The organism is Arthrobacter sp. OAP107 (assembly GCF_040546765.1).
Lineage (GTDB): Bacteria > Actinomycetota > Actinomycetes > Actinomycetales > Micrococcaceae > Arthrobacter.
The window spans coordinates 4,034,564-4,058,450 of sequence record NZ_JBEPOK010000001.1 but is presented as its reverse complement, the minus strand read 5'-3'; the positions used below and the strand labels follow the sequence as shown (position 1 = coordinate 4,058,450).

General features: G+C 67.3%; 16 protein-coding genes. 6 read left to right on the top strand and 10 right to left on the bottom strand.

Annotated features, from left to right (window positions below; translation table 11 throughout):
* Positions 1-187 precede the first annotated feature (187 nt).
* Positions 188-1,138: a 2-hydroxyacid dehydrogenase gene (locus ABIE00_RS18575; protein WP_354262185.1), complete on the top strand. Its 951-nt coding sequence runs from the start codon at positions 188-190 to the stop codon at positions 1,136-1,138.
* Between the two features lie 225 nt (positions 1,139-1,363).
* Here ABIE00_RS18575 and ABIE00_RS18570 read toward each other — a convergent pair whose 3' ends face one another.
* Positions 1,364-2,047 (bottom strand): haloacid dehalogenase type II, encoded by a 684-nt coding sequence (locus ABIE00_RS18570; protein ID WP_354262183.1) that lies wholly within the window; start codon positions 2,045-2,047, stop codon positions 1,364-1,366.
* 349 nt (positions 2,048-2,396) lie between these two features.
* Here ABIE00_RS18570 and ABIE00_RS18565 point away from each other — a divergent pair, with 349 nt between their 5' ends.
* Both ABIE00_RS18565 and ABIE00_RS18560 read left to right on the top strand, forming a co-directional pair.
* Positions 2,397-3,002 (top strand): DUF1326 domain-containing protein, encoded by a 606-nt coding sequence (locus ABIE00_RS18565; protein WP_354262182.1) that lies wholly within the window; start codon positions 2,397-2,399, stop codon positions 3,000-3,002.
* Between the two features lies 1 nt (position 3,003).
* Entirely contained in the window at positions 3,004-3,771 is a 768-nt protein-coding gene (locus ABIE00_RS18560) for a DUF2182 domain-containing protein (protein WP_354262181.1), read from the top strand.
* Position 3,772: 1 nt separating this feature from the next.
* Here the strand turns inward: ABIE00_RS18560 and ABIE00_RS18555 are convergent, their stop codons facing one another.
* A complete protein-coding gene (locus ABIE00_RS18555) occupies positions 3,773-4,846 on the bottom strand; it encodes a glycerophosphodiester phosphodiesterase family protein (protein ID WP_354262180.1) in 1,074 nt (357 codons plus the stop codon).
* 184 nt (positions 4,847-5,030) lie between these two features.
* Between ABIE00_RS18555 and ABIE00_RS18550 the strand changes: the two genes are divergently transcribed.
* Positions 5,031-5,558 carry a flavodoxin domain-containing protein gene (locus ABIE00_RS18550; protein ID WP_354262179.1) on the top strand — a complete coding sequence of 176 codons (528 nt, stop codon included), beginning with the start codon at positions 5,031-5,033 and terminating at the stop codon, positions 5,556-5,558.
* Positions 5,559-5,600: 42 nt separating this feature from the next.
* Here the strand turns inward: ABIE00_RS18550 and ABIE00_RS18545 are convergent, their stop codons facing one another.
* From ABIE00_RS18545 to ABIE00_RS18525, 5 genes are all read right to left on the bottom strand, one after another.
* Positions 5,601-6,503: an SAM-dependent methyltransferase gene (locus tag ABIE00_RS18545; RefSeq protein WP_354262178.1), complete on the bottom strand. Its 903-nt coding sequence runs from the start codon at positions 6,501-6,503 to the stop codon at positions 5,601-5,603.
* A gap of 411 nt (positions 6,504-6,914) precedes the next feature.
* Entirely contained in the window at positions 6,915-12,857 is a 5,943-nt protein-coding gene (locus tag ABIE00_RS18540) for an Ig-like domain-containing protein (RefSeq protein WP_354262177.1), read from the bottom strand.
* A 203-nt stretch (positions 12,858-13,060) separates the two neighbouring features.
* Positions 13,061-13,954 carry a potassium channel family protein gene (locus ABIE00_RS18535; protein ID WP_354262176.1) on the bottom strand — a complete coding sequence of 298 codons (894 nt, stop codon included), beginning with the start codon at positions 13,952-13,954 and terminating at the stop codon, positions 13,061-13,063.
* Between the two features lie 105 nt (positions 13,955-14,059).
* Positions 14,060-16,933 carry an FAD-binding and (Fe-S)-binding domain-containing protein gene (locus ABIE00_RS18530; protein ID WP_354262175.1) on the bottom strand — a complete coding sequence of 958 codons (2,874 nt, stop codon included), beginning with the start codon at positions 16,931-16,933 and terminating at the stop codon, positions 14,060-14,062.
* Positions 16,933-18,684 (bottom strand): L-lactate permease, encoded by a 1,752-nt coding sequence (locus ABIE00_RS18525; protein WP_354262174.1) that lies wholly within the window; start codon positions 18,682-18,684, stop codon positions 16,933-16,935. The genes ABIE00_RS18530 and ABIE00_RS18525 overlap by 1 nt, the downstream gene beginning before the upstream one ends.
* A 146-nt stretch (positions 18,685-18,830) precedes the next feature.
* Between ABIE00_RS18525 and ABIE00_RS18520 the strand changes: the two genes are divergently transcribed.
* Positions 18,831-19,517 carry a GntR family transcriptional regulator gene (locus tag ABIE00_RS18520; protein ID WP_354262173.1) on the top strand — a complete coding sequence of 229 codons (687 nt, stop codon included), beginning with the start codon at positions 18,831-18,833 and terminating at the stop codon, positions 19,515-19,517.
* A 58-nt stretch (positions 19,518-19,575) separates the two neighbouring features.
* On the opposite strand, the gene ABIE00_RS18515 is transcribed toward ABIE00_RS18520, so the two are convergent.
* From ABIE00_RS18515 to ABIE00_RS18505, 3 genes are all read right to left on the bottom strand, one after another.
* Positions 19,576-20,724: a hypothetical protein gene (locus tag ABIE00_RS18515; protein ID WP_354262171.1), complete on the bottom strand. Its 1,149-nt coding sequence runs from the start codon at positions 20,722-20,724 to the stop codon at positions 19,576-19,578.
* A gap of 199 nt (positions 20,725-20,923) precedes the next feature.
* Positions 20,924-22,198, bottom strand: a complete 1,275-nt coding sequence (locus ABIE00_RS18510) for a S8 family serine peptidase (RefSeq protein WP_354262170.1) — start codon at positions 22,196-22,198, stop codon at positions 20,924-20,926.
* Between the two features lie 138 nt (positions 22,199-22,336).
* Positions 22,337-23,071 (bottom strand): hypothetical protein, encoded by a 735-nt coding sequence (locus tag ABIE00_RS18505; RefSeq protein WP_354262169.1) that lies wholly within the window; start codon positions 23,069-23,071, stop codon positions 22,337-22,339.
* Between the two features lie 121 nt (positions 23,072-23,192).
* Here ABIE00_RS18505 and ABIE00_RS18500 point away from each other — a divergent pair, with 121 nt between their 5' ends.
* Positions 23,193-23,690, top strand: coding sequence for a MarR family winged helix-turn-helix transcriptional regulator (locus ABIE00_RS18500; RefSeq protein ID WP_354262168.1), 498 nt, complete (start codon positions 23,193-23,195; stop codon positions 23,688-23,690).
* Positions 23,691-23,887 lie beyond the last annotated feature (197 nt).

The window sequence follows — 23,887 nt, the reverse complement described above, 5'->3', positions numbered from 1 at the left end:
TCCGTCAACCCTTTTTCATTTCCGGGATGTAAAAGCTTGGGACCGGGCGAAGTGCCCGCGGTGCCGATCTTGCCAGGCATCGATGCCGATGCGATGATGATCGCATATGAGAAAACTTTCGCAGTTAAGCCGGGCTGGTTGGGCTTGTCGAAAGCCCATGTCTGCCCCTCTCACGAAAAGGATCCCCATGCCGCCAATCCGTACCGTCAGCTTTCCCGACCGGGATCTCCTCGGACGCCTGGAGCCGCTTCCGGGCGAGCTTCGGGGCGCCGTCTGGGATCTGCGCTCGAATCCGGAGGGCGTCGCCCTGGATGAAATCGACGCGGTGATCCTGCCGTACATTGACGCCTCTGCAGTCCTGGGTTCACTCGCCAAAGCGGGCAACCTTCAGCTGGTCCAGACGCAGTCCACAGGGTACGACGGCGTGCCGGAGGCGGCAGGTGCGTCGGCCGCCGTCGCCACTGCGGCGGGTGTGCACGCTGCCGCGACGGCGGAGCTCGCCGTCGGACTTATCCTCGCCAAGCTCCGCGGCATCGACGCGGCGGTCCGTGACCAGCAGGCGGGCAGCTGGCGTCCCCAGCGCCGGCCGTCACTGGCGGACCGGCGGGTGCTGTTGGTCGGCGTCGGCGGGATCGGGCGCGAGATCGCCAAGCGCCTGGAGCCATTCGAGGTGGAGCTGAACCGGGTGGGCAGCAGTGCCCGCACGGACGAGCAAGGCCAGGTCCATGCGGCCGCCGACCTCGTTTCGCTGGCAGCCACGCATGACGTCCTGGTGGCGGTAACCCCGTTGAACGAGGCTACGCACAAGCTGGTCAATGCCGAGGTCCTGGCCGCGTTGCCGGACGGCGCACTGGTGGTGAACGTCGGTCGGGGCCAGGTTGTGGACACTGAGGCGCTGACCGCGGAAGTGCTCGCGGGCCGGCTGCACTGCGCCCTCGACGTTGTCGACCCCGAGCCGCTGCCGAGCGACCACCCGCTGTGGGCGTCCGAGAACGCGCTGATTACGCCCCACATTGGCGGCAATGCATCGGCATTCGAACCGCGGATCGTAAAGCTCCTGGCCAAGCAGCTCGAGGCGCTGGCTTCCGGAAACCGGCCGGCCAACCTTGTGCAGGACGGCCCCTTCGCCGCCGGTTGAACCTGACCCCATCCCAACTGACTCGCAGTTGTTGTCGTTATGGGCCCTCAAAACGACAACAACTGCGAGTCAGTTGGAGGACCCGCCGGTTGAGTGAACGTATTGCTGCGGCGTGAGGGATCGAGGGACAGCGTCAGGGCCCAGCCGGCGCCGAGGAAACAAGTTCACGAAGGACGGCGCCAGGTACCGGCCGAGCTACAAGCTGTCCTGAGTCGCCCGGTGCGTTCAGTCGGCGGCGTTGGCCAGGGCGGCGGCGAGGTCCGGCAGTGAAGCGACCGTGTAGTCCGGTTTCGTGAAGTACGCCGGGTAGGTCGCGCCCGAGCGGTTGATCCACGCGGTCCCCAGCCCGGCCCGCGCGGCGCCGTGAATGTCCCAGGGGTGGACCGCAACCAGGAGCAGGTGCTCCGGATCCGCGCCGCAGGCCGTGGCGGCATGGTCGTAAGCTGCGCGGGCGGGCTTCCACGCCGGGGCGTCCTCCACTGACAGCAGGCGGTCGAAGCTGTCCCGGATTCCGGCGGCGGTGAAAAGCTTCTCCGCGACGCCGGTGGAGCCGTTGGTCAGCGTCACCAGCCGGTACCCTGCAGCCTTCAGGGCCGAGACTCCTTCCGGCACGTCCGGGTGGAGTCCCAGGCCGGCCATGCCCTGCATGATGTGGTCGACGGCGGCGTCGGTCTCCATGGTCAGGTCCAGACCGGCGAGCAGCCCACGCAGCACTTCGGCGCCGATTTCGGCGAAGGCCACATTGTCACCGGCCGCCGTGAGGGCGAAGCCGTCACGCAGCAGGGTGGCAAACCACAGCTTGGCGAGCGACGCCGGGGCGCCGGTTTCCGTGAACCGGTCTGCCATTGGGGACATGTCGGAGAGCGTTTCGTTGACGTCGAAGACGACGGCGGAGGGTTGGGTCGGCACGGAGCGGCTCCTTCTGCGGCGGCTGGATAACGCCCAGTCTTGCGCGCGGGAAGTCCGGGGGATAGGCCCTCACGGACCTGGATTTGGACTGCAAACAGCGATCTGCCCTGGAAGGGGACACCCCGCCATGCTGCTGCGGACCCGGTCACACCAGAGGCAGCCGCCGCAGCAGCGGTCCCCGGCCCGCTCCTGGACGGCCCGGCGGTGCGGGTCGAGTGCAAAAGGGTACCGTCCGGCCCCGGATTTTCCGTCTCTGCCGGGGCTTCTGTACCCCGGTATTTCCTTATTGACGCGGTCCAGACCCCGGAGCACACTGACAGCGTGGGGGCATGGGAAAGGAGCCCCAAAGATGGCATGGCAAATCGAAGGCACGTACTTCGAAAACTGCAACTGTGACATGGTCTGCCCGTGTTCCACCTCCGGTCTTACACTGCCTGGGGATCAGGACCGCTGCAAGGTTGCGCTGGCATTCCACGTCCAGAAGGGTGACGTCAACGGCGTCGACGTCGGCGGCCTGAACGTCTGCGTGGTGGCCGATGCGCCTGCCCTGATGAGCGAGGGCGGCTGGAAGGTAGGCGTCCTGATGGACGCGGCGGCCTCACCCGAGCAGGCCGAGGCGCTCGGGGCTGTGTTTGGCGGCCAGCTGGGCGGCCCGATGGAAGGCGTGGGCCCCCTGATCGGGGAAATGCTGGGCATGGAGTCCCGCGATTTCACCTATGCGGATGACGGGAGGGAGCACCGGGTCCGGATCGGCACGGCGGTCGACATGGCGGTGGAGGACTTCGTCTCGCCCATGGACCCGACCGGCGCCGGCGTCAAGGTCAGCGGCGTCGGTTTCCCTGCCGACACGTTGTCCGCCGGACGTGCCACCACGTCCACGGTGGATGTCTTCGGAATGTCGTGGGACAACGCCGGAAAGAACTCCTTCTCCGCGCCGTTCGCCTGGTCAGCCTGACTTGTCGGGCCAGGCATATGTGACGGTCCGCAACCACGCGGCACTGCTGGTGTTGCTTGGGTGCGCGGCTGTGGCTTGGTACTTCACTGTCCTGGGCTTCCGGGAGATGGCTCCTGGGCCCGGGACGATGGGGCTGGGGCTTGCCGGCTTCCTGGCGGTGTGGACACTGATGATGGCGGCGATGATGCTCCCGGCGTTGTCGCCCCTCACCACGGCCTACCTGCGGTTCATCCGGTCGACCCGGAGTGCCCCTGTCCGGGCCGCCCGAACCGCCGCACTCGTCGTCGGGTACCTGGCGGCGTGGGCAGTCTTCGGCGCCGTCGCCTTCGCGGCCGCGCTGCTTACGGCCCAGTTGGCAGCGTCAGCGCCGGACGTCGCACCGTGGGTGGGAACCGGGATGCTGGTGGCCGCGGGCCTTTATCAACTCACGCCGCTCAAGGACTTCTGCCTCCGTCATTGCCGCTCACCGGTGGCGTTCCTGCTCCATGTCGCAGGCTACAAGGGCCGGCTCCGTGACCTGCGGGTCGGGGTTTACCACGGCCTGTACTGCATCGGATGCTGCTGGGGCCTGATGGTGGTCCTTATCGCCGTGGGCGTGATGAATCTTGCCTGGATGCCCGTCGTCGCCGTGACCGTGCTGTTGGAGAAGTCGTGGAGCCATGGGCGGGCGCTGAGCAGGATTGTTGGAGTGGCGCTGATCGTCTTCGCCTTCTTCGCACTGGGCAATCCTGCCTTGCTGCCCGGCCTGTACATGTCATCGGGGATGTAGGCTACCCAGCCGCCGCGTAAGCCTTTGGCAGCTTCAATCCGCGCTCGTCCATGAGGGTGCGCAGGCGCGTGGGGTAGTCCGTGATGATGCCGTCCACGCCGAGGTCCATCAGGCTCGACATGTCGGCGGTGGTGTTCACGGTCCACGGGATGACGGGCAGGCCGTAGTCGTGTGCTTCGGCGATCATCTTCGGCGTGACCGACGCGAAGGCGGGGGAGATGACGTCGTAGCCGAGGGCCTTGGCGGCCTTGGCGAGGGAGCCGTCGTAGTCGTCGATGTCGATGCCGCCGAGCTCGGGCGCAGCGCCGGGCTTGCCCACCTGCAGCCAGGCGTCGCCGCTGGACAGCGCCACGACGGGCAGCTGCGGGGCGATCTTCCGGGTGTAGTTCAGTGTGGACCAGTCGAACGACTGCAGGGTGGTGCGCCCGGACATGCCGGCCTTATGGATCTCGATGACCACGGCCTTGGTGAGCGCCACGGAGGATTCGCCGCCGGCCTGGCCGTCCTCCACCTTGGTCTCCACATTGAAGCGGACCTTCCTGGCGCCGTACTCGTCGGCCAAGGCGAAGACGTCCTTGAGTTCGGCGATGCGGTTGCCCTCGATCACCTGCTGCTCCGGGTAGCCGGCAAGCTGCTGGTAGCCGCAGTTGAGGGTCTTGATCTGGGCCAGCGACAGGTCCGCCACCCGGTCGCCCGCGTAGGGGAACTCGGGGTCGTTCGGCGTCACCGGAGCGGTGTCCACGCACTTGTTGGCCTGCATCGTGTCGTCGTGCCAGACGATGACCTTCCCGTCCTCGGTCAGGTGGGTGTCCAGCTCGAGCGTGCCCACGCCCAGCTTCAGCGAGTTCGCGAACGCGGCCAGGGATTCCTCGGTCCACTCGCCGCGGCCGCCGCGGTGCGACTGCAGGTCGAAGGAGCCGTTGCGCTCGTTCGTCTTGATGGCGGAAGAGGCGGTGGAGTTCGACGACGGCGTGCCGGGGTCCGCTGCCGGCGCAGCAACGGCGGGTCCCGCCGTCGCTGTAATGGCTGCGGTGAAAAGTGCGACGGCGGCCGATGCGGTCAGGGCTTTGCGCATGGTTTTGGTTCCTCCCGGATGACGGTGGCCGGCGCTGAGCCGCCGACCCGTCCACCCTAGGGAGGGCAGGTGGCCTGCCGTCTGCGGGGAGGTGGAGCTGAGGTTAACGGCATGGTGGGAACTCTTGCACGTTGCAGCCGGGCCGGGTTCCATCAGAAGTGAGGAAGAAAAGCAGGAGGTCGCCGTGACTGTTCTTGTTGCCTATGCAAGTGCACTGGGTTCCACCCGGGAGATAGCTCAACGGGTAGCTGCCCGCATGGCGGCTGTGCTGGGCGAGGTCGAGTGCCGGTCCGTGGAGCAGACCGAGTCGGTCTCCGGTTACGAGGCTGTGGTTGTGGGCAGTGCCATCCACAACCAGACGTGGCTGGCCCCCGCATCAGATTTCCTCGCTCAGCATGCACCTGAGTTGGCCGAGCGACCCGTCTGGGCCTTCAGCGTGGGGATGTCCGACGGCCTGCCCAAGCTGTTCCGCGGGAGCGGTGCGGAACTGCAGAAGCAACGCCTGGAACAAACGCAGCTTAAGGATGTTCCGCTTCGCGGCCACACGGTATTTTCCGGTGTCTATGAGTCCAGCCAGTTGTCGGCTCCGCTCCGGGCACTGTTCCGCCTCACCGGCGGCCGGTTCGGAGACCTGCGCGACTGGGCGGCCATCGACGCCTGGGCGGATCAGATCACTGCTGAACTGGCTGAGCCTGCTCCGCCCCAGTCCTGAGCGGCCCAGTCCTGAGGGCGTGCCCTGTTGCCCGACCCAGGCCTACTCCAGCCAGGCGGTCACGAAGCCGCCCCGGGACTGGTCACTTGGCTGCTGCTCAGGCGCCGTCGCCTCCGGTCCCGCTTCAGTCGGGGCGGCCAACGACAGCACCCGGCCGTACGTCGAACACAGCTCCTCGACGGTGTGGCTGCTGCAGCGCCAGCCGGCCGGCTCGAGCAGCTCCACCGGGTTCGGCGGATCGGCCCGCGCCAGCACCTCGCTCATGGGAAGGCCCGTCTGCTCGCTGAACTCGCGCAGCTTGGCCTCGATGTCGTCCGTCTCGGGCAGCGCCACGGCACGTTCAATCACCGCACGGGACCCCGGCGCCGACAATGCCGCAACTTCGTTCAGCACGGCAGCCTGGGAGGCGGCATCGAGGTACGGCAGCAGGCCTTCGAGGACCCAGGTGGTGGGCTGCGCCGGGTCGAAGCCTGCGCCGAGGAGCGGCTCGCGCCAGGGCAGGGAAAGGTCCGCGGGCAGGGAAATCAGCTCGCAGCCGGGCTCGGCCGAGAGCCGGCTCAGCACGTGTGCCTTGAACTCCAGGACGTTGGCACTGTCGATCTCAATCACCCGGGCACCGTCCGGCCAGGTCAGCCGGAACGCCCGGGTGTCCAGTCCCGCGCCCAGAATCACCGTCTGCGTTGTCGATGGGCCGGACTGCAGGAAGTCGTCAATAAACCGCGTCCGCATGCCGATATAGATGGAGGCCAGCAGGAGCGGCTGCTGCAGCGGAGGGGCCTCGGCAGGTTCGGCAGGCCACACCGTCGGCAGGTCCAGGTGGGAGCGGGCCGCCACCACCAGAGCGGAGGCGAAGCGGTCCGCCACTAGCGGGTCGGCCCGTGAGGTTTCGACGGCGCGCCCCGCCGCCACGGCAAGTGCGGTGAGCGGCAGCCCCCTGGTCCTCAAGTTCGGTACTGCCTGTCGGTTCAGTCATGCCTGGCCCTCCCGTCGTCGTGGATCCCTGTTGGTGAGCCTACCCCCGGCGGCCACCGATCCACAGGCCCGTCACACCTGCGCGGCGCTGTCCCACCAGCCTTCCCAGGGGGCGGAGGTGAGGTGGCCCCGGGGAAAATCACTGTTCGGCCCCGTCTCCCCAAATGCTGAGTGCCCATCATTGCGCGCGGAGCTGAAAAACAGGTTCAAGGTATTCCAAAGCATGGCTAGTTCCTTTCAATTGACCTGTGGATTTCAGGTAGGAATCAGCGTAGCCACGCCATGTTTCAGGGCGTCGACCATGCGTTTCGTTCTTGTATCCATCTGCTCACACGGCAGGCCAGAACTGTTTCGCTAACTAACCCGGCGCTGCGTCCTGCTGCCTCAGCAGGCCGGCACCCCCGAGTCCACGGGTCCGTCGCTCGGCCGGATCCAGAGGTTGTTGATCACCTTGTACCAGACGTTGCCGGTGGTCCCGGTGGGCTTGCCGGTCGCTCCGTCATAGATGGTGTACGAGGCGCCGGTGGTCACGCACTGGACCTGGACCCGGGTGCCCTGCGCCACGAACGTTCCGCCGCCCGCGGCGCAGTTTGCCGCCGTGTCCGGCGCGGAAGTGCCGTTTGTGGGCCATTCGCAGGTACCGGGACTCGCCGAGCCGTTGTCCACCACAAGGTACTTCGCCGGTGCCGTCCGCCCTGCTGCCGAGACGGAGGTGCGCTGGCCGAGGTCATCCACGGTGGTGACGGTGATGGAGATGGATTGGTCGTAGCCGTTGCCGGTGGTGACCGATCCGCCGCCGGCGCCCAGCGTGCCCGACTTCCCGTCTGATGACTGGTACTCCAGGGACACTACGCGGCGCCCGTTGTTGACCACCGCTCCGACGTCGAACCTCACCGTGGTGGTGACAGTCACGGGGTTAATGCTCGCGGCATGCGGCTTGCCGTACGGCGCCACAGGGCGGGAGTTGGTGACCGGCCCCTCATAGGTGGCACCATCCATGCTGTTCACGGCGCGCACCCCAATCGTGTAGTTGCCGTTGTTAGGCACACCGGTCCGGATGACCCTGTCCGGCGGAACGGCCAGGAAGCTGCTTCCGTTGACCTGGTACTGGTAGCCCGGGGTCGCGCCGTTGCCCGCGGCCTCACCAAAGGACAGCTGTACCGCGTTGTCGAGCGGATCGGCGCGGACTCCGGGGACCGCCCCGGGCGTGCCGAAGGCCCGGCGAGGGTCCGAAGGCAGGCTGGCCGCCGAAGTACCTGCCTTGTTCTTGGCTATGACGGTAAAGGTGTAGTCGGTGGCGGAGTTGCCGACGGTGACGGGCATGCTCAGCTGGCTGCCGGACACGGTGTTGGTCGCTACTACGGATCCTCCCCGGACAGCATTGACGGTGTAGGTGTCGATGGAGGCGCCGTTCTCTGCAGCAGGAGCCCACGCCACCATCATGATCGTTTCCGACCCGCCGGAGGTGGAACGGGTGGTGGTTGGTTTGCCGGGGGCACCGGGCACGCCGGCCGGGATGCCGCTCGCTGAGTAGGCGCTCCATTCCGAGGGGTCGGGTGCCTTGTTGGAGGCCTGGACCCTGACCTGGTACGGCGTCCCGTTCTGCAGGCCCGTCCAGCGGTAGGACGTTCCGGTGACGCTGCTTGCCCGGACGTTTCCTGCCGGCGGCGCAGGGGAGATCTCCAGGTTGTAGCTCTGCACCGGCGAGCCGGGGCTCCGTGGAGGTACCCAGTTCACTGTGAGCGACTTGTCGCCGGAAACCACGGTGGGTGCCGCCGGGGGATCAGGTTTCGCATCCGGCCGGGCGGGTGCGGAAGCAGCTGACGGGGCCGAGTCTCCCACCTCGTTCGTGGCCACCACGGTGAAGGTGTATTCCACATCGTTGGTCAGGCCGGTGAGCGTGCATGTGGTGGAGGGGCACTGCTGCGAGAACCCTCCGCTGCCGCTGACCTTGTAGCCGGTGATGGCTGCTCCGTTGTTGGCGGGAGGCGCCCAGTTGAGGACAACGGTGCGGTCTCGCACCTCCCCGACCGTCGGGGTGGACGGTGCATCCGGCTTGTCCTTGACGGTGAGCCGGATGCGGCCGTCAATTTCGCGTTCCGCGTCCCGCGTCCTGTCCTGGACCCGGTAGCGGACCACCATGGTGCCCACGAACTTTTCGGCGGGCGTCACCACCACAGTGGCGCCTTCCACCGTTGCCGTGCCGGTTCCGGTTTCGACGGCGGCGCTCAGGATTTTCAGCGGTGTCTCCGGGAACGGGTTGATGTCATTGTCCAGCGCCTGGACCCGCTGGGACTGCCCGGCGCGGGCGTTGGCGATGACGTCATCGTTCGCTGCGGCGAGCGGACGCTTTGACGCGACCACGCGGACGTCCACGGCACCCTTAACAGGTGCGCTGCGCCCGTCCGAGACGGTCACTGGCACGGTCAGCCGGCTGCCCCTGGCCGCGCCGTCAACAGTGGCTTTGAAGACGCTGCCGTCAAGGGTGGCCTTGACCCCGGCCGGCGGTGCCCCTTGCAGCGCGAACGTGAGCTTGTCCTTGTCTGCCTCGTCGACGTCGGAAGCCACCTGGCGCAGGTCAAGCGTGGATTCCTCGCCCGCCGCGGCTTCTACGGTGCTCGACGGGAAAACCGGAGGATGGTTGCGGGCGGGGTCGGGCAGGACGGTGATGCCGATGGTCAGTACCGCCTTGCGCCCTTCGGCGTCGTCCACGGTCACGCCGTCGGTGACCTCGAGGGTGACGGCCGCCGGGCCCGTGTAGTCGTCGGCGGACGTGAACACGACGGTGGTCGCGTCCTTCACCAGCGGCGCTCCGTTGGACGCCACCGCCTGCACCTTGGAGTCCTGGGTGATGCGGGGGCTCTTGCCGGGACGGACCACCACCAGGTCGGGCAGGTTCAAGGTCAGTTGCTGGCCGCTGACAACTTCCAGCGGCGCGGTGCTCCGCAGCGCGGGCGCCTGCCCTTCGAGGCCGGGCACCAGGATGAAGGCCGTTGAGCTGAGCCTATCGATGTCCGTGACGGTGTAGGCAATGATCTGCGGCCGGCTTTCCAGCCGCACGGAGATCTTCCCGGGAGCGGAAATGCTGGCCGTCGGTGCGGCCTCCGGGAAGGTGATCTTCAGTTCGGCGGCCACTCCGTCGGGGTCGTCGTCGTTCTTGAGAACAGGAACTTCGACGACGGTCTTGCCCAGTGTCTCGGCAAACGTGACACGGTCGTCCCGTGCGATGGGGGCCAGGGTGGCGGCGTCGCTGCGCACCTGGACTTTGAGGGTTCCGACGGCGGTGCCGCCGCGGCCGTCGCTGACCCGGTACCGGACGACAGCCGTAGCGGATCCCGCGGAAGCCGGCGGGGCGATGAGCTGCACTCGCCCGTCAGTGACCCCTGCCTTCAGTTCCGGCGCAGCTTCCAGCCCGTTGGCTGCGAGGGTGACATTGTCGCCGTCGGGGTCGGAGTCATTGGCAAGCACGTCCACTGCCACGTGGCGGCCCGGGAGAACGGTGATGCTGTCCTCAACGGCCACGGGACTCTGGTTGGATCCGGGGGCGGGTGCGATGCCTACGGCCACCCGCGCGGTGGACCGCGCCCCGAACCTGTCCTCCACCACGTAGGAGAAAGTGTCCTGTCCCGAGGCGTTCGCCGGCGCCCTGTACTCCACATAGCTGGCACCCACCACGGCTGTTCCCTTGCGGGGTGCCTGCTCCAGACCCACCAGGGTGACGGAGTCGCCGTCGGGATCGATGCCCTCCAGGGGAATGGGGATCCTCGTGGTGTTCCCGGCAACCACCCGGCCGGTCACGTGCTGGGGGAGCGGCCGGGAGTTGGTGCCCGCTCCGCGGATGTGGATGGTTACCTGCGCCGAGTCTTCCTGCCCATCGGGGCCGGTGACGGCGTAGATTGCGTGCACCGTTCCTCCTGCTGCGCCTGCCTTGAAGCGCAGCACGTCCCCGGATACGGCAAGGAGGCCCTGTGCGGGATCGGTTCCCTGCACGAGGACCGGCTTGAGCTTCAGCTTTGCGCCATTGGGATGGGAGTCGTTGGCGAGGACAGCGATGGTGGCGACGTCGTTGGCCCTGACGGTGATTTCGTCCGGGGCCGCGACAGGCGGGAGCAGTTTTGCCGGCGCCGGAATGGGCAGGATGGTCACCTCGCCGGTTGCACTGGCCACGCCGTTGGACACGGTGTACGTCAGGGAAGTGGGCGCAGCGAGGCCACGCACATCGGTGATGCGGAGGATCTGATGGTTCACGACGGCGACGGCCACCGCTGAATTCCGGGGAAGGCCAAGGGATTGGATGACCAGGACGCCCCCGGCTGGATCCGAGTCGTTGGCGAGCGCATCCAGCAGCACTTCCCCGCCCACCGGAAGCAGCGCCAGATCAGCGACGGCGACCGGGTCGCCCCGTTCGGCGCCGGCGGCTTTGACGTCGATCCGTACGAGCCCCTCGGAGCTGTCCGGTCCGTTGGTCACCAGGTAGGTGGCGTAATACGTGCCGGGCCTGGCCGCGCGGAAGGTGAAGGTCCCCGTCTGGTAATCCGGGGTGGTTTCCTGCTCCGGAGGGCCTACCACGCGTGTCAGCCGGAGGCCTTCGCCGGTGGGGTCGCTGTCATTCTTCAAGGGCGAAACCAGGATGTCCTGGCCGGCGATTCCGGACACGTGGTCTGCGTTGGCTTTCGGTGGAAGGCCGCCCTTGGCGCGGACGTCCACCACCACGGTGCCCTCCACCTGGTCCCGTCCGTCCGAGACGGTGATGGCAACCTCCTTTTTGCCCAGGGTGGATCCCAGGTCCTGGAACGTCAAAAGGCCGTCTGCCCGGGTCCGCACCTGGTCGCCTTCGCGGGTGGGGCGGGCTCCCAGCAGCAGCAGGTTGTCGCCGTCAGGATCTGTCCAGTCGGTGAGGATGTTCTGGGAGATGCTTTTGCCCTGCTCCAGGATGATCGTGGGCACCCGTTTTTGCTTCGGCGGCTCGTTGCTGGCGGGGTCCTTCACGGTCAGGGTGGCGGCGGCCGTGGCGGTGCCGCCGCGGCCGTCACTGGCCTGGTACTGGAACCGTGACGTTCCGGTCGCATCGGCCGGCACCCTCACCTGCAGGCCAGTGCCGTCGTAGACGGCCTGCACGCTGCCGGCGGCGGGGCTGTCGCCCTGGAGCTGGACGGTGAGGACGTCCCCGTCGGGGTCCGAGTCGTTGTCCAGGACCGGCAGGAGGGTGGTCCGGCCGGGGCGCACGCCGAATTGGTCATCTTTGGCTGACGGCGGGCGGTTTTCCTTGGTACGGTCCGGGAGGGTGTCCACGGGGGTGTCATCTGCGGCGGGGTCGTCCTGGTCCTCAACCTTGTCCGGCGGGGGAATGATCTCGTCCCAGTTGGCTACGAGCCTCATGTTCTCGGTCACCAGCCAGACGTTGCCGGACGTGACGTCGTTAAGGACCACGATGTCCCGGTTCACCCGGAACACCAGATTGGACCGGGCGCTCGCGCCGGGAATGTCAGCGCTGCTGTTGTCTGCGGCGTTCGTGCATTCGCGGAGGTATTTTCCGGCCCCGGCCCAGGCGGCGTAGACACAGCCATTGAGAAAAACGGGAGTGGCAGGGGTTCCGGACGTTCCAAGGTCCACCACCGTCGCGGCCGAACCGTCCAGGGGCTGCTTGATCAGGGCCTTCTTGGTGGTCACGGCCACAAAGTCCGCGGCGGGCCCGCTTTGCTGCAGTTTGGCGTCCGCCGCGTCCGGCACCTGCGCCACCCGGCCGCCGGGAAGAAGAAGTATTCCGCCGTCGGCGTCGAACAGCACCGGTTTGTCCCCGACGGCGGCAAGCTGGACGTTGTCCTTGTTGCGGATCTGCCCGTATTGCACGGTGGTGCGGGAATCCACCCCGCCGGTCGCGTTGACGCGAAGTGAGGTCACCTCGCCGCGTGCCGGATCCGCGGCGTGAACGACGTCGTCAACTCCTACCGTCGCGACGATTCCTCGGGCGCCGCTCAGCACGGGTTCCTGTGCATCGAAGTCGAGGGAGCCCAGCATGCTGCCCTGCGTCACCCAGAGGCGCCCCGAGTTCGGATCGGCCAGGGCCACGGCTTTTTCCCCGAACGCCGGGACCGCGGTTCCGGGGAGCTGCTGGGGCGGTTCAAGAGTGACGGCCGAAACCTTGACCCGGCCCAGCGAGGCGTTGCCGCGGTCCGACACGAGCACACTGCTGCTGTGTTGGAGGATATCGAAGTCGGAACTGGCCGCCATGAGGCCGCCGTCGAGCGTTTTCGACTGGAAGTTCAGGTGACCCACCAGGTTCATGCCGGTATTGGTCACCCACACACCGCCGTCGTTGAGGTCCACGTGCGTCGTTTTGAACCCCGGGTGCACCACTGCCGCTACAAGAAGCAGCCCGACTGCCGAAAACGTTGTTGCCGAAGCCAGCACCCGTTGTTTTGCGCGCGCCCATGAACGAAGCCGCATGTGTCCCCCAGTTTCATCTTTAGCCCCAAGCTAATATACGCGGGGTGGGCGCAGCGTCCGCTTCCGTTTCAGGGTTTCAGGAACTAATCAGTGTCCGTCCCACGGGACCGGCGGTGCCTGTGGTGCGTGGAATAGTGCTCGAACACCTCGGACGACGTTGTCCCGGCATGCCCGAATCTGCCACGGAGAACCCCAGCGAGATCCTCCAAGGCCGCCTCCAGCATCCGCCCGGCAAACTGGAGATCGGGGTGATCGCTGGCCTTGGCTTCGGACGCGAGTTCCTGTGCGTATTTGACTGTAGCCGGCAGGGAGCCCCGCTGCTCGACTTCCTGGAAATAGTACGTTTCGTGGAAGGCCAGCAAATCTATGCTGACGGAGGCCACGCTGCCGGCCAGCGATTCGAGCAGACCGGCGGCATGGCTGGGACCCATTGAGAACGGGTCACCGGGACTTGCCGCCTCCCTGAACAGGTTCAGTTGATGGGCAAGGGCGCGACGGCGGTTCAGGGCTGGGTACATCTGAAGGATCCAGGAGACCGTGGCCGTCAGCAAACCGAAACCTGTGAGCGCCTGGGAGGCAGAGACCAACCTCAGCAGAGGGTGGCCTGCGACCACTTCCCCGAACCCTACGGTGGAAAGAGTGACCATGGAGATGTAGACCGCTTCGAGGAAATCTGCCTCCCGTGGGACCCTGTCACCGTAGATGAAACTTTCCGGCAGGTGCGGCAGGTAGAGCAGCGCCCAGCCCAGGATGGCCATGGCGGCCCAGGCGCCGATGACAGCGGCCATGGCCACGGGAGCCGCGATCGAAGAGGCCCCTCGCCTGGACAGCCTGGAGAGACGCCAGCATCCGTGCATTATTGTCCTGCACACCGGGCCGGAACCGTGCGGGTAAAGCAGTGTGTGGAAGACGTCGATGAGCATCAGCAGAATCAGCCCGGCCCCCAGCACAGTCCACAACACGTCCCAGAAGTCCATGCCTCATCTTAGGATCCGGCCACCTCCGCCGTCGTCGATCCGGAGGTGACTTCCAAGGCACGTCACGTTCGCGGGAGGTGGCCTGGCCGGACCGTCGTAGAAGCGTCAGCTCCGCGTCATTTCCTCCAGCAGCTCCAGCACGTGCCGGTAGTCCTTGCCGGTGGCCCGGGTCATGCCCAGTTCGCAGGTGCGGTTGCAGGAGGCGTGCGCTGAGGCACCCATCTCGGCCACCTCCCTGCCCTGCTTTTGGGTAGCGGAGGCAGTGAGCTCGGGATGGAGCATGCCGCGGTCCCCGGCGAAAGCGCAGCAGCCCCAGTTCTCCGGTACCTCTACCTTCTCGGCCACGGCCTGGGCAACGGCAGTCAGCGAACTGTTGATGCCCATGCGGGTGGAGGAGCAGGTGGGGTGCAGCGCCAGGGAATCCAGCTTCTCGTGATCGGGCAGCTTGGGCAGGATGTGCTCGGCGGCGAAGTCCACGGCATCCACGATCCGCAGCTCGCGCTGCCCGGGCAGCGGAGTGTCGGATTCCACCGCCTGACGCAACCCTTCGGTGCATGAGGACGCGTCGCAGATGATGGGGAGTTCCCCGTCGCGGGTGGCCTGCCGCAGCGCCGCCAGCGTTTTCTCCCGCATGGTGGCCTGGCCGGCGGCCATGCCCTTGGAGGACCAGGGCGTGCCGCAGCATAGCCCGTCGATGCCGTCCGGCACCAGCAGCGTCACCCCGGCCCGCTCGCAGAGCTGCTCAAAGCTGTACTGAACGCCCCGGCCCGCGGCCCCGCCGTCGGAACCTGCGGCACCAGAACCGGCGCCGCCGGCATCCGGGGAACCAGACCCGGCCGGCCCGAACATCGTCCCCACGCACGCCGGGAAGTAGACAGCGTCCGGCGCGCCATCCGGCGCCGGCCGTTGGCGGGCAAAACCGCCGCCTGGGAGTTCCGGCGAGTACAGCGGCACGGTGTCCGTCCCCAGGACTGCACGGGCTGCCTTGTTGGGCGGCACCACTGCCGCGGCCGGAAGCTTGTTTACCACGGTGAGCGCGAGCGAGGCCCCGCGCGTCACACCGCCCCAGTGCTTGGCCGCGGTGTTCCATAAACCGTTTTCCACCGGCCCCGCCTCGGCCCGGCGGATCCGTTTCACCAGCAGGCCGGTGTTGATTTCCACGGGACAGGCCGTCTGGCACATGCCGTCCACCGCGCATGTCTGCACCGATTCGTAGTCGTAGTCCTTCTCAAGCTGCCTGGCCAGCGGCTCATCTCCGTCCAGCCGTGCCTGCTCGATGGCACGCAGCGTGACAATGCGCTGCCGGGGCGTCAGGGTCAGGTCCTTGCTGGGGCACACCGGCTCGCAGTAGCCGCACGAGACGCAGCGGTCCACCTCCTCGGCCACAGGCGGCGCGGTCTTGATGTGCCGGAGGTGCGCCTGCGGGTCGTCGTCCATCAGCACGCCGGGATTGAGCATCCCCGACGGGTCGAACAGCTGCTTGATCCGGCGCATCACCCCATACAGTTCATCGCCGTACTGCCGCCGCACATACGGAGCCATGACCCGGCCGGTGCCGTGTTCGGCCTTGAGCGAGCCGCCTTCAGCCAGGACCAGATCCACCATGTCCTCGGTGAACGCGCTGTAGCGGTCCAGCTCCGGCGGCGTGGTGAAGCCGTCCGTGAGCATGAAGTGGACGTTGCCGTCCTTCGCATGGCCGAAGATGACGCTGTTCGCGTAGCTGTACTTCTCGAACAGCCCCACCAGTTCGCGGCAGGTGCGGCCCAGCACGGGGACCGGAACCACGATGTCCTCCAGCAGGGCGGTGGTGCCCTGCGGGCGGGCTCCGGCCACGGAGGCATAGAGGCCCTTGCGCAGGTGCCACAGCTGGGCGCGGGCGGAGGCGTCGCCGGTGAACTGGGCTGGGGCGGCCAGGCCCAGGCCAGTGAGCATGCGCTCGCCGCGCTGCTGCAGCGCAGCCAGCTCCTCGCCCTGTTCGGCCGAGTATTCCACCAGCAGAGCCGCGTGGTCCCGGACCGCCAGGTCCTGTACGACGGCGGGAGTCCCCTTGAGCGTCTGGCCCACCTTGAGTGACAGGGCGTCCATGAGCTCCACCGTGGCGGCTCCGGATTCCACCAACGCGGGCAGGGCTTCGTTGGCTGTCTGCAGGTCGGGGAACACCAGCAGCCCGGTGGCCGCATGGGTCAGGCGCGGGATGGTCCGGAAGACCGCCTCGGCCACGAAGCCCAGCGTGCCCTCGCTGCCGACAATCAGGTGGGCCATCATCTCCGCGGGGGAGTCGTAGTCCAGCAGGGAGTTCAGGCCGTAGCCCATGGTGTTCTTCATCGAGAACTGCTGCCGGATCCTCCTGACCGAATCGCTGTTGCCGCGCACCCGCCGGGCAAGGTCCGCCAGGCCCTCGTGCAGCTCCGGTTCCAGGGTGCGGAGTTTCTGGTCCGCGTCCGGCGCGCCGGTATCGATCACGGTGCCGGAGGGCAGCACCACGGTGAGGGACTCGAGCGTGCGGTAGGCATTGTCCACTGTGCCGCAGTTCATGCCGGACGAGTTGTTGGCCACCACGCCGCCCACTGTGCAGGCCGATTCACTGGCGGGATCAGGTCCGAACTTCCGGCCATAGGGTGCCAGCCGGGCGTTAAGCGCGCGCACCGTGACTCCGGGCTGGACGCGGACCCGGGCGCCGCCGTCGAGCACCTCAACATCCCGGAAGTTGCGGCGCACGTCCACCAGGACGCCGTCGGACACGGCCTGCCCGCTGAGGCTGGTGCCGCCGGAGCGGAAGGTCAGCGGAACGCCCTGGGCGGCGCTGGCTTGGAGCAGGCGGCCCACCTCGTCCGCGTTGCCCGCCGTCACCACAGCCTGCGGAATGAGCAGGAAATGGGAGGCGTCGTGGGCATTGGCGTGGAGGTCGATCGGCCGGGTTTTCACCTGGGCGGGATCGGCCACGGCTTCGCGGAGTCCGGCAAGTTGCAGTGTTGTCATCAGGGAACCATCCAGCCGAGTACGGGGGTGGACTGCAGGAGGATCAGGACGGTGATGAGGGCCAGCAGACCGACGCTCCATCCGATCAGTTTACGGAACAGTGTCCCTTCGGCGCCGTCCAGTCCGACGGCGGCGGCGGCCACCGCGAGGTTCTGCAGCGAGAGCATCTTGCCCATCACGCCGGCGGAGGAGTTGGAGGCCGCCATCAGGACAGGGGAGAGGCCGGCCTGCTGGGCCGCGGTGGCCTGCATCTGGCCGAACAGGGAGTTGGAGGAAGTGTCGGAACCTGTCAGCGCCACGCCGATCCAGCCGATCAGCGGGGAGAGCACGGCAAAGAAGCCGCCAGCGGATGCCAGTGCGAATCCCAGCGTGGTGGTCTGCCCGGACAGGTTCATCACGAAGGACAGGGCAAGCACGGACGTGACGGTGACGATGGTCCAGCGGAGCTGCACCAGCGTCTCGCGGTAGATCCGCCAGCCCTGGCCGGCCGTGATCCGGTAAAGCGCCATGGTGATCAGGCCGGAGAACAGCAGCAGCGTGCCGGTGGCCTTGAGATGGTCGAGCTTGAACTTGGTGGCGGCCACGGGCTTGCCGGTGGAATCGGTGATGTCGAGGCCCGGCCAGTGGAACGTCACGGTCCCCACCTGGTTCAGCCAGGACTTGACCGCCGGGATCTGGGCGATGGAGAACACCGTGATGATGATCAGGTACGGGGCAATGGCCATCCAGATGTGGCGCGGTTCGGGCCGGGTGTTGTCGGTTGGCGCGGTGCTGCCGTCACTCGCGTTGCCGACGGCGGCGGGAGCGGAAGCGGCGGCACCGGAAGTGCGGGAGACCGCCGTCGTGCTTGTCCGGACGGCTACGGCGCCTTGGCGAACATTCGCTGGAACTGCATCCTCAGCACCGGACTCCACGTCCCCGGCCATGCCGATGGTTTCCTTGGGCTTCCAGAACCGCAGCATCATCAGGACCGCGGCCACGGTGACGACCGCGGCCACCACATCCGTCAGCTCGACGGCGAGGTAGTTGGAGGTGACGAACTGGGACACGGCGAAGGCGGTGCCGGCCACCAGAGCCACGGGCCACGCCTGCTTCACGCCGCGGCGTCCGTCCACGATGAACACGAGGAGGAGCGGAACGATCAGCGCGACGAAGGGCGTCTGCCGCCCGGCCATGGAGGAGAGGTGGTGCAGCGGAAGGCCGGTGACGCCGTTGAGCGCGATGATGGGGGCGGCCATGGCGCCGAAGGCGACCGGCGCGGTGTTGGCCAGCAGCGACACCACCGCTGATTTCAGCGGTTTCATGCCGGCGGCCATCAACATGGCCGCGGAAATTGCCACCGGAGCGCCAAAGCCCGCCAGGGATTCCAGTAGGGCCCCAAAGCAGAAGGCGATCAGGATCGAGAGGATCCGCAGGTCGTCGGAGATGGAGCGGATCGTGCGGCCCAGGGCCTCGAACCACGGGGTGGCAACGGTCAGTTTGTAGATCCACAGGGCGTTGGCCAGGATCCAGAGGATCGGGAAGAGTCCGTAGAAAATTCCGGCCGCGGTGGCGCTCAGCGCCTGTCCGAGAGGCATCTGCCAGCCGATCACCGCCAGGAGGAGTGACACCAGCAGGCTGGCGACGGCCGCCTTGGTTGCTTTGACCCGGAAGACGCCCAGGAGAACAAAGAGCAGGACGAGCGGAAGCGCGGCGCAAAGGGCTGAGAGCAAGAGCGACCCGCCAATGGGGTCGAGGATCTGCTGAAACATGGGATCTCCAGAATGTGTGAGGCGTCACAGCTTCGTGGCGCCCTTCGATTGTCTAACAAGTACACAAGTCGGTCAAGATCAATTGTTGACTTGTCTGGCAAAATAGACACAGCCATCACAAGTGCGGCGTGTAGAAGCGGAGTGCCGTGAGTCGTGTTTCAGCTGTATCGATCGTGGAAGCGATCGCCTCGGACATCCGCGCGCGCGTGTTTTCGGGCGAGCTCCCGGCCCTGCACGCGCTGACCGAGACTGAGGTCGCCTCCTCGTATGAGGTTGCGCGGCCCACGGCGAAGGCCGCCATCGAGAAGCTCGTGGCCGAGGGGCTGCTGGTCCGGGGCGTGCACAAGACCGCCCGCGTGGCCGACCTGGGCCCCGAATCGGTGCGGGACATCTACCTGGCACGGGCCTACCTCGAGAGCGAAGTGCTCCGGCGGCTGGCGTCCGGAAAGATCGTGCCCGAGGAAGCGGTGCGGGCCAATAATGACATTGCTGCCCTGAAAACAGGCGCGCCCCTGGATGTGGTTGAGCCGGACATGCGGTTCCACACCAGCCTCGTGGACGCCCTGGGCAACCAGCGGATCAGCAAGATGTATCTGTCGCTGGTGGGGGAGGTGCGCCTGTGCATGTCCCGGGTCCAGTCGCTGCACCTGCTGGACACAAACCTCATCCAGGCGGAGCACCAGAGGCTCCTCCAACTGGTCGAGGAAGGGAGGGGCGATGACGCCGCGCAGCTCCTGGATGAACACCTGGGGCGGGCGAGGGAACGGCTGGTGGCAGCCATGGGCGGGGAAGCGGGTCCGGAGGCGGAGCTGACATCCAAACTCATGGACTAAGCTGACGGACTGCGTAGCGCCCGCCGCCGCGATGTCAGGCCGCCGGGATGTCTCTCCGTCAGGATCTTTCGACGGCGGGACCGCCGGCGTCCGGCACCGACCGCCCCGGCCCCCACGAGCTGAGCAGGGCAAGGCCGGCGGCCACCGCTGCGCTGAGCACCACCGCCCCGAGCCACAGCGAGACCGGCCAGCGGATCGCGTCCGTCACGGCCAACGCCACGAGTTGCCCGGTCCACAGCAGCGCCGCGATGCCGGCCGTCACCGCCGGCAGCCGCCGGCCCAGCCAGGCGTCCGGCACCCGGGCCAGGAGAAGGTCGACGACGACGGCGGCCACCGTCGCGCCCGCGGCACCGGCGATCGAGTAGGGGCGCAGCCCGATCATCACCACCGGCAGCCAGGCCGCCGCCACCACGAGCAGGGTGACGATCCCGCGGGCCGGACGCCGGGCGGCGGAGAGCGTGAAGAGGAACGGCGCGATGATCAGCGCGGTGGTCAGCAGATAGCTTGCCAGGGTGATGACCACCGGCAGCTCAGACTGGATGCGGCCGGGCGTGCCCACCGGCGCCGGGACGAAGACCGCCGTCGGCCCCGGCCGGACGAAGGCGGAGCAGTAGACCAGGAAGAACGCACCCAGCCCGGTCATGAGCACGACGGCGAACAGCGCCGCCGGGGTCCACGCCAAGTTCCCGCCGTGGCCGGCTAAACGGTGGTTCGCTAAGCCGTGACTGGCAGCAGGGCGGTGGTCAGCCGCGTGCCCGGCCGAAACGTGCCCGGCCGCGCGGGCGCTCCGCACCCCGGTCCCAAGGATGAGGAAGAGGCTGAAGCCGAGCAGTAGATGGGTGGGGCTCACCAGCGCATCCAGCGAGACCTCGATGCCCAGGATCTCGTGCCACAGCAGATCCAGCCCGCCGGCGACGGCGAACAGGACCACGCCCACCGCGGTTCCGCGGTAGCCGGGCGGGGCCGCCTGCAGCAGCGGCTGCCCGGGGGTCCGGTTCCGCAAGATCACGACGGCGGTCCACGCCGCCGTCGCCAGCATGCCGGAGTAGAGGGCTGCATGCCATGGCGTGAAGAAGGTCTCCAGGCTGGGCAGGTTGATGTGCGCCCAGCCGTCCAGGAACACGGCCAGCACCAGCCACAGGCCCAGGAGTTCGGTGATTAGGTCGCGGCGGCCATCGGTGATGGTGTTGCGCGCAGTCTCGAGCATCGTTGCCCACCTCCACGGAGCCTTCCCTGATGAGGAGCCATCAGGTGAGGGGATGGTACTGCCGCGTCCGGGCGGTCACAAGGGACTACGCGGTCACAAGGGACTGGGCGGCCACAAGGGACCGGGCGGTCACAAGGGACTGGGCGGTCACAAGGGACTGGGCGGTGACAAGGGAGCAGCCGTCAGGGCGACGGTAGCGCTACGGGGCGGTGACGGCGTCGAACGCGTTGACCCGGCCATGTGCCCAGTAAGTGCCGGTGCCAAGAACCTCGTCGTCGGCGCTGGATTCCACGATTGCGCGGATGGACGTGTTCGTGGCCCCCGGGTGCGAGCCAATGGCGAGGGCGGCCGTTGCCGCGACGATCGGCGAGGACATGGAGGTGCCGTTGCCGACGTCGTACCCGAAGGCGCGTTTGTTTTGCGTCCCGAGAACGAAGGTGTGGTTCGGAAACGTTGAGTAGACGTTGACTCCGGGTGCCGCGATGTCCACCCAGCTGGCCCCGTAGGTTGAGAAGTCTGCCTTCTTGTCATTGTTGTCGGTTGCGGCCACGGCGATCACGTTGGGGTACGCCGCCGGGTAGATCTTGGACTGGTTGCCGCCGTTGCCTGCTGCGGCAACCAGCACCACGCCCTTGGTCCAGGCGTTGTTGACGGCGGTCTCGAGGGTGCGCGACGCCCGTACTCCGATGCTCATGTTGATCACCCTGGCACCGTTGCTGACGGCCCAGTTGATGCCGTTCGCGAGGCTGGAGCTGGAACCAACCCCGCTGTCGTTGAGGACCTTGCCGGCCAGGATGGTGCAGCCCGGACAAACCCCGGCCACACCGGAGGTGTTGTGGGTGGCGGCAACGATGCCGGCCACATGGGTCCCGTGGCCGTAGTTGTCCTCATTGGTTGCCGTACCGCTGAAGTTGGCCCGCAGGACAACTTTCGGGTTGATGTCGGGGTTGTCGGTGGCGACACCCGAATCGAGCACGGCAACTTTGATGCCGCTGCCGGTGGTGACGTTCCAGGCTTCGACGGCGTCCACATCAGCGTCCGCTGTGCCCTTGGCCACCGTTATGGTGCCGTCGGTGTTGGTGAACGACTGGCCGGTGTTCTGCAGGGCGTACTGGCGGGGGAAGTACGGGTCGGCCGTCGTGGCGGTGACCTGCTCGTCCGGCTCAGCGTATTCGACTGCCGGGTTGTGGCCCAGCGCCTCAATGAGCCGGGCCTCCTCACCCGCCGGAACCTTGAGGAGACGGGCGCCCGTGCCCGCGATGTCAGTACCGTCGCTGAGGCCCTGCTGGCGCAGCACGCCGGCTGCCGCGCCATGGTCGCGGAATTTGACGATGATTTGGCCGGTGGTTGGCCCTGTGATTTGCCCCGTGACCTGCGGGGAAGCGGGGGCCGCCGCATTGCCCGTGGCCGCCACGTTGATTGCACCAAACCCCAGAATTGCCGCGGTGACACCGGCGATCATCACTTTTTTCATGGGGTTATCTTGCTGCAACCCGGCAGCGGCTGGATAGACCGGACTGCCAAATGACGCGGGTTTCGGCTTAGTGACGGCTCCCCGGCGGCTCTCTCCGGTGAGCCGCTGCACTGAGCGTTCCAGGACCCCCGGCCGCGGTCATCGCCTTACAGAACCGCCTTGCGTTCGCGGCTCCTGGTTCGCAGCGGCCCGGTTGCGTGGCAGCAGGAAACCGGCCCCGACCAGCCAGAGGAGCCCGCCGAAGCGGCCGGCCGGCAGGAGGAACTGGAGCGGCTCGACCGCCATTGACAGGAAGCTCAGTTCAGACAGGGCGGCGAGGACGAGGCCGGTCCAGGCCAGCCACCGCGGCATGAACCGCAGGATCAGCGACGGGACGGCCATTCCCGCCACGAGCAAACCGAGTCCGACGACGAAGCCGACGCCTCCCGTGATGAACGCGAGGAAGGACAGTGCGTGCGTGAGCGTGGTGTCAGTGGTGATCTCGGGCCGGCTCAGCAGCCAGGTCACGGAACCCGAGAACATGAGGAAGACGGCCGCGCTGATGCCGCCGAAGAAGCCGATCGCCGGCCCGGGAACGCGCACCCCGAGCCGAAGCTGCCTGGCGTAGACGGTGGCCGCGTAAATGCCCAACGGCACGGCGGAGCCGAATTGGAGCATGCCGCCCACCCTCGCCGCGGCAATGTTCTGCTGGAAGAACGCGGCCACCTGATCGGCGGGCGCGAACGGGGAAACGAACGTTTGGCCACCCGTGAGGACCGCGGAGGTGATGAGGCTGGCAAGGAAGATGGCAAGGCTGACAATCGCAAGAACCCCTGGGTGCGGGCCGCCCGAACCGGCCTGGTGCCGCTCGTTGGGAATTGAACGGTTGCTCATTGCTGCACCCTTCTGCTCTGGATCGTCTGCTCCGGTTCGGCCCTCCCGCACGGGCCGGATTGCATCATCACTAAAATGGTTCACCTACAGAATTATTCTGTCAAGGATGTATTCTGGATCCATGAACTCAGCCACGCCCGGCCGGTCGAAACGGACAGCATTCCTCCTGTCGCAGCTGGGCGCCGTGGCGTCGTCCCGTTTTGCCGAGCGCACGCGCGAGATCGGCCTCACGCCCAGTGACGCCGGTGTCATCCGACTGCTTGGCCGCGTGCCCGGACTGAGCCAGCGCTCGCTCGCGGACAGGCTGGGTGCCGTCCCCAGCCGCGTGGTGTCCCTCATCGACTCCCTCCAGGAACGCGGTCTGGTGGAACGGGTTCGCAGCAGCGCCGACCGGCGGAACTACGAACTCCACCTCACCGATGCTGGCCAGCGGGTGCTGCGTCAGCTGCGGGGGATCGCCGAACAGCATGAAGCGGAGCTTCTGGCGCCGCTTTCCGGTGAACAGGTAGCGCAGCTTGACCTTCTGCTCGCGCAGCTCGCCGACGGCCACGGGCTGGACCGCGACCTCCACCGCGACTCAGCGCGCGACGGCGGACGCGACGTCAGGCGCAAGGCCTGACCGTGCGCTCGGCGCCGGCCCGCTGTCGTGCTTCTAAGCTGTGTTCCTAGGCTGACGACGGCGGCAGCCGGCCTGGGCCGCCGCTTTCTGGCAAGCCAAAAGGCAGGGCGGCTGAGCCGCCCTGCCTTTTGGTGCGTACGGGGTCATTCCTGCGCCCGGCTTTCGGGCTACCTGTTGCGATGGAGTGCAGGGCCGTC

Coding starts and splice junctions, on each gene's coding strand:
- ABIE00_RS18575 (WP_354262185.1), top strand. CDS start 188: ATGCCGCCAATCCGTACCGTCAGCTTTCCCGACCGGGATCTCCTCGGA.
- ABIE00_RS18515 (WP_354262171.1), bottom strand. CDS start 20,724: ATGCTCGAGACTGCGCGCAACACCATCACCGATGGCCGCCGCGACCTA.
- ABIE00_RS18510 (WP_354262170.1), bottom strand. CDS start 22,198: ATGAAAAAAGTGATGATCGCCGGTGTCACCGCGGCAATTCTGGGGTTT.
- ABIE00_RS18530 (WP_354262175.1), bottom strand. CDS start 16,933: ATGACAACACTGCAACTTGCCGGACTCCGCGAAGCCGTGGCCGATCCC.
- ABIE00_RS18500 (WP_354262168.1), top strand. CDS start 23,193: ATGAACTCAGCCACGCCCGGCCGGTCGAAACGGACAGCATTCCTCCTG.
- ABIE00_RS18555 (WP_354262180.1), bottom strand. CDS start 4,846: ATGCGCAAAGCCCTGACCGCATCGGCCGCCGTCGCACTTTTCACCGCA.
- ABIE00_RS18525 (WP_354262174.1), bottom strand. CDS start 18,684: ATGTTTCAGCAGATCCTCGACCCCATTGGCGGGTCGCTCTTGCTCTCA.
- ABIE00_RS18535 (WP_354262176.1), bottom strand. CDS start 13,954: ATGGACTTCTGGGACGTGTTGTGGACTGTGCTGGGGGCCGGGCTGATT.
- ABIE00_RS18565 (WP_354262182.1), top strand. CDS start 2,397: ATGGCATGGCAAATCGAAGGCACGTACTTCGAAAACTGCAACTGTGAC.
- ABIE00_RS18505 (WP_354262169.1), bottom strand. CDS start 23,071: ATGAGCAACCGTTCAATTCCCAACGAGCGGCACCAGGCCGGTTCGGGC.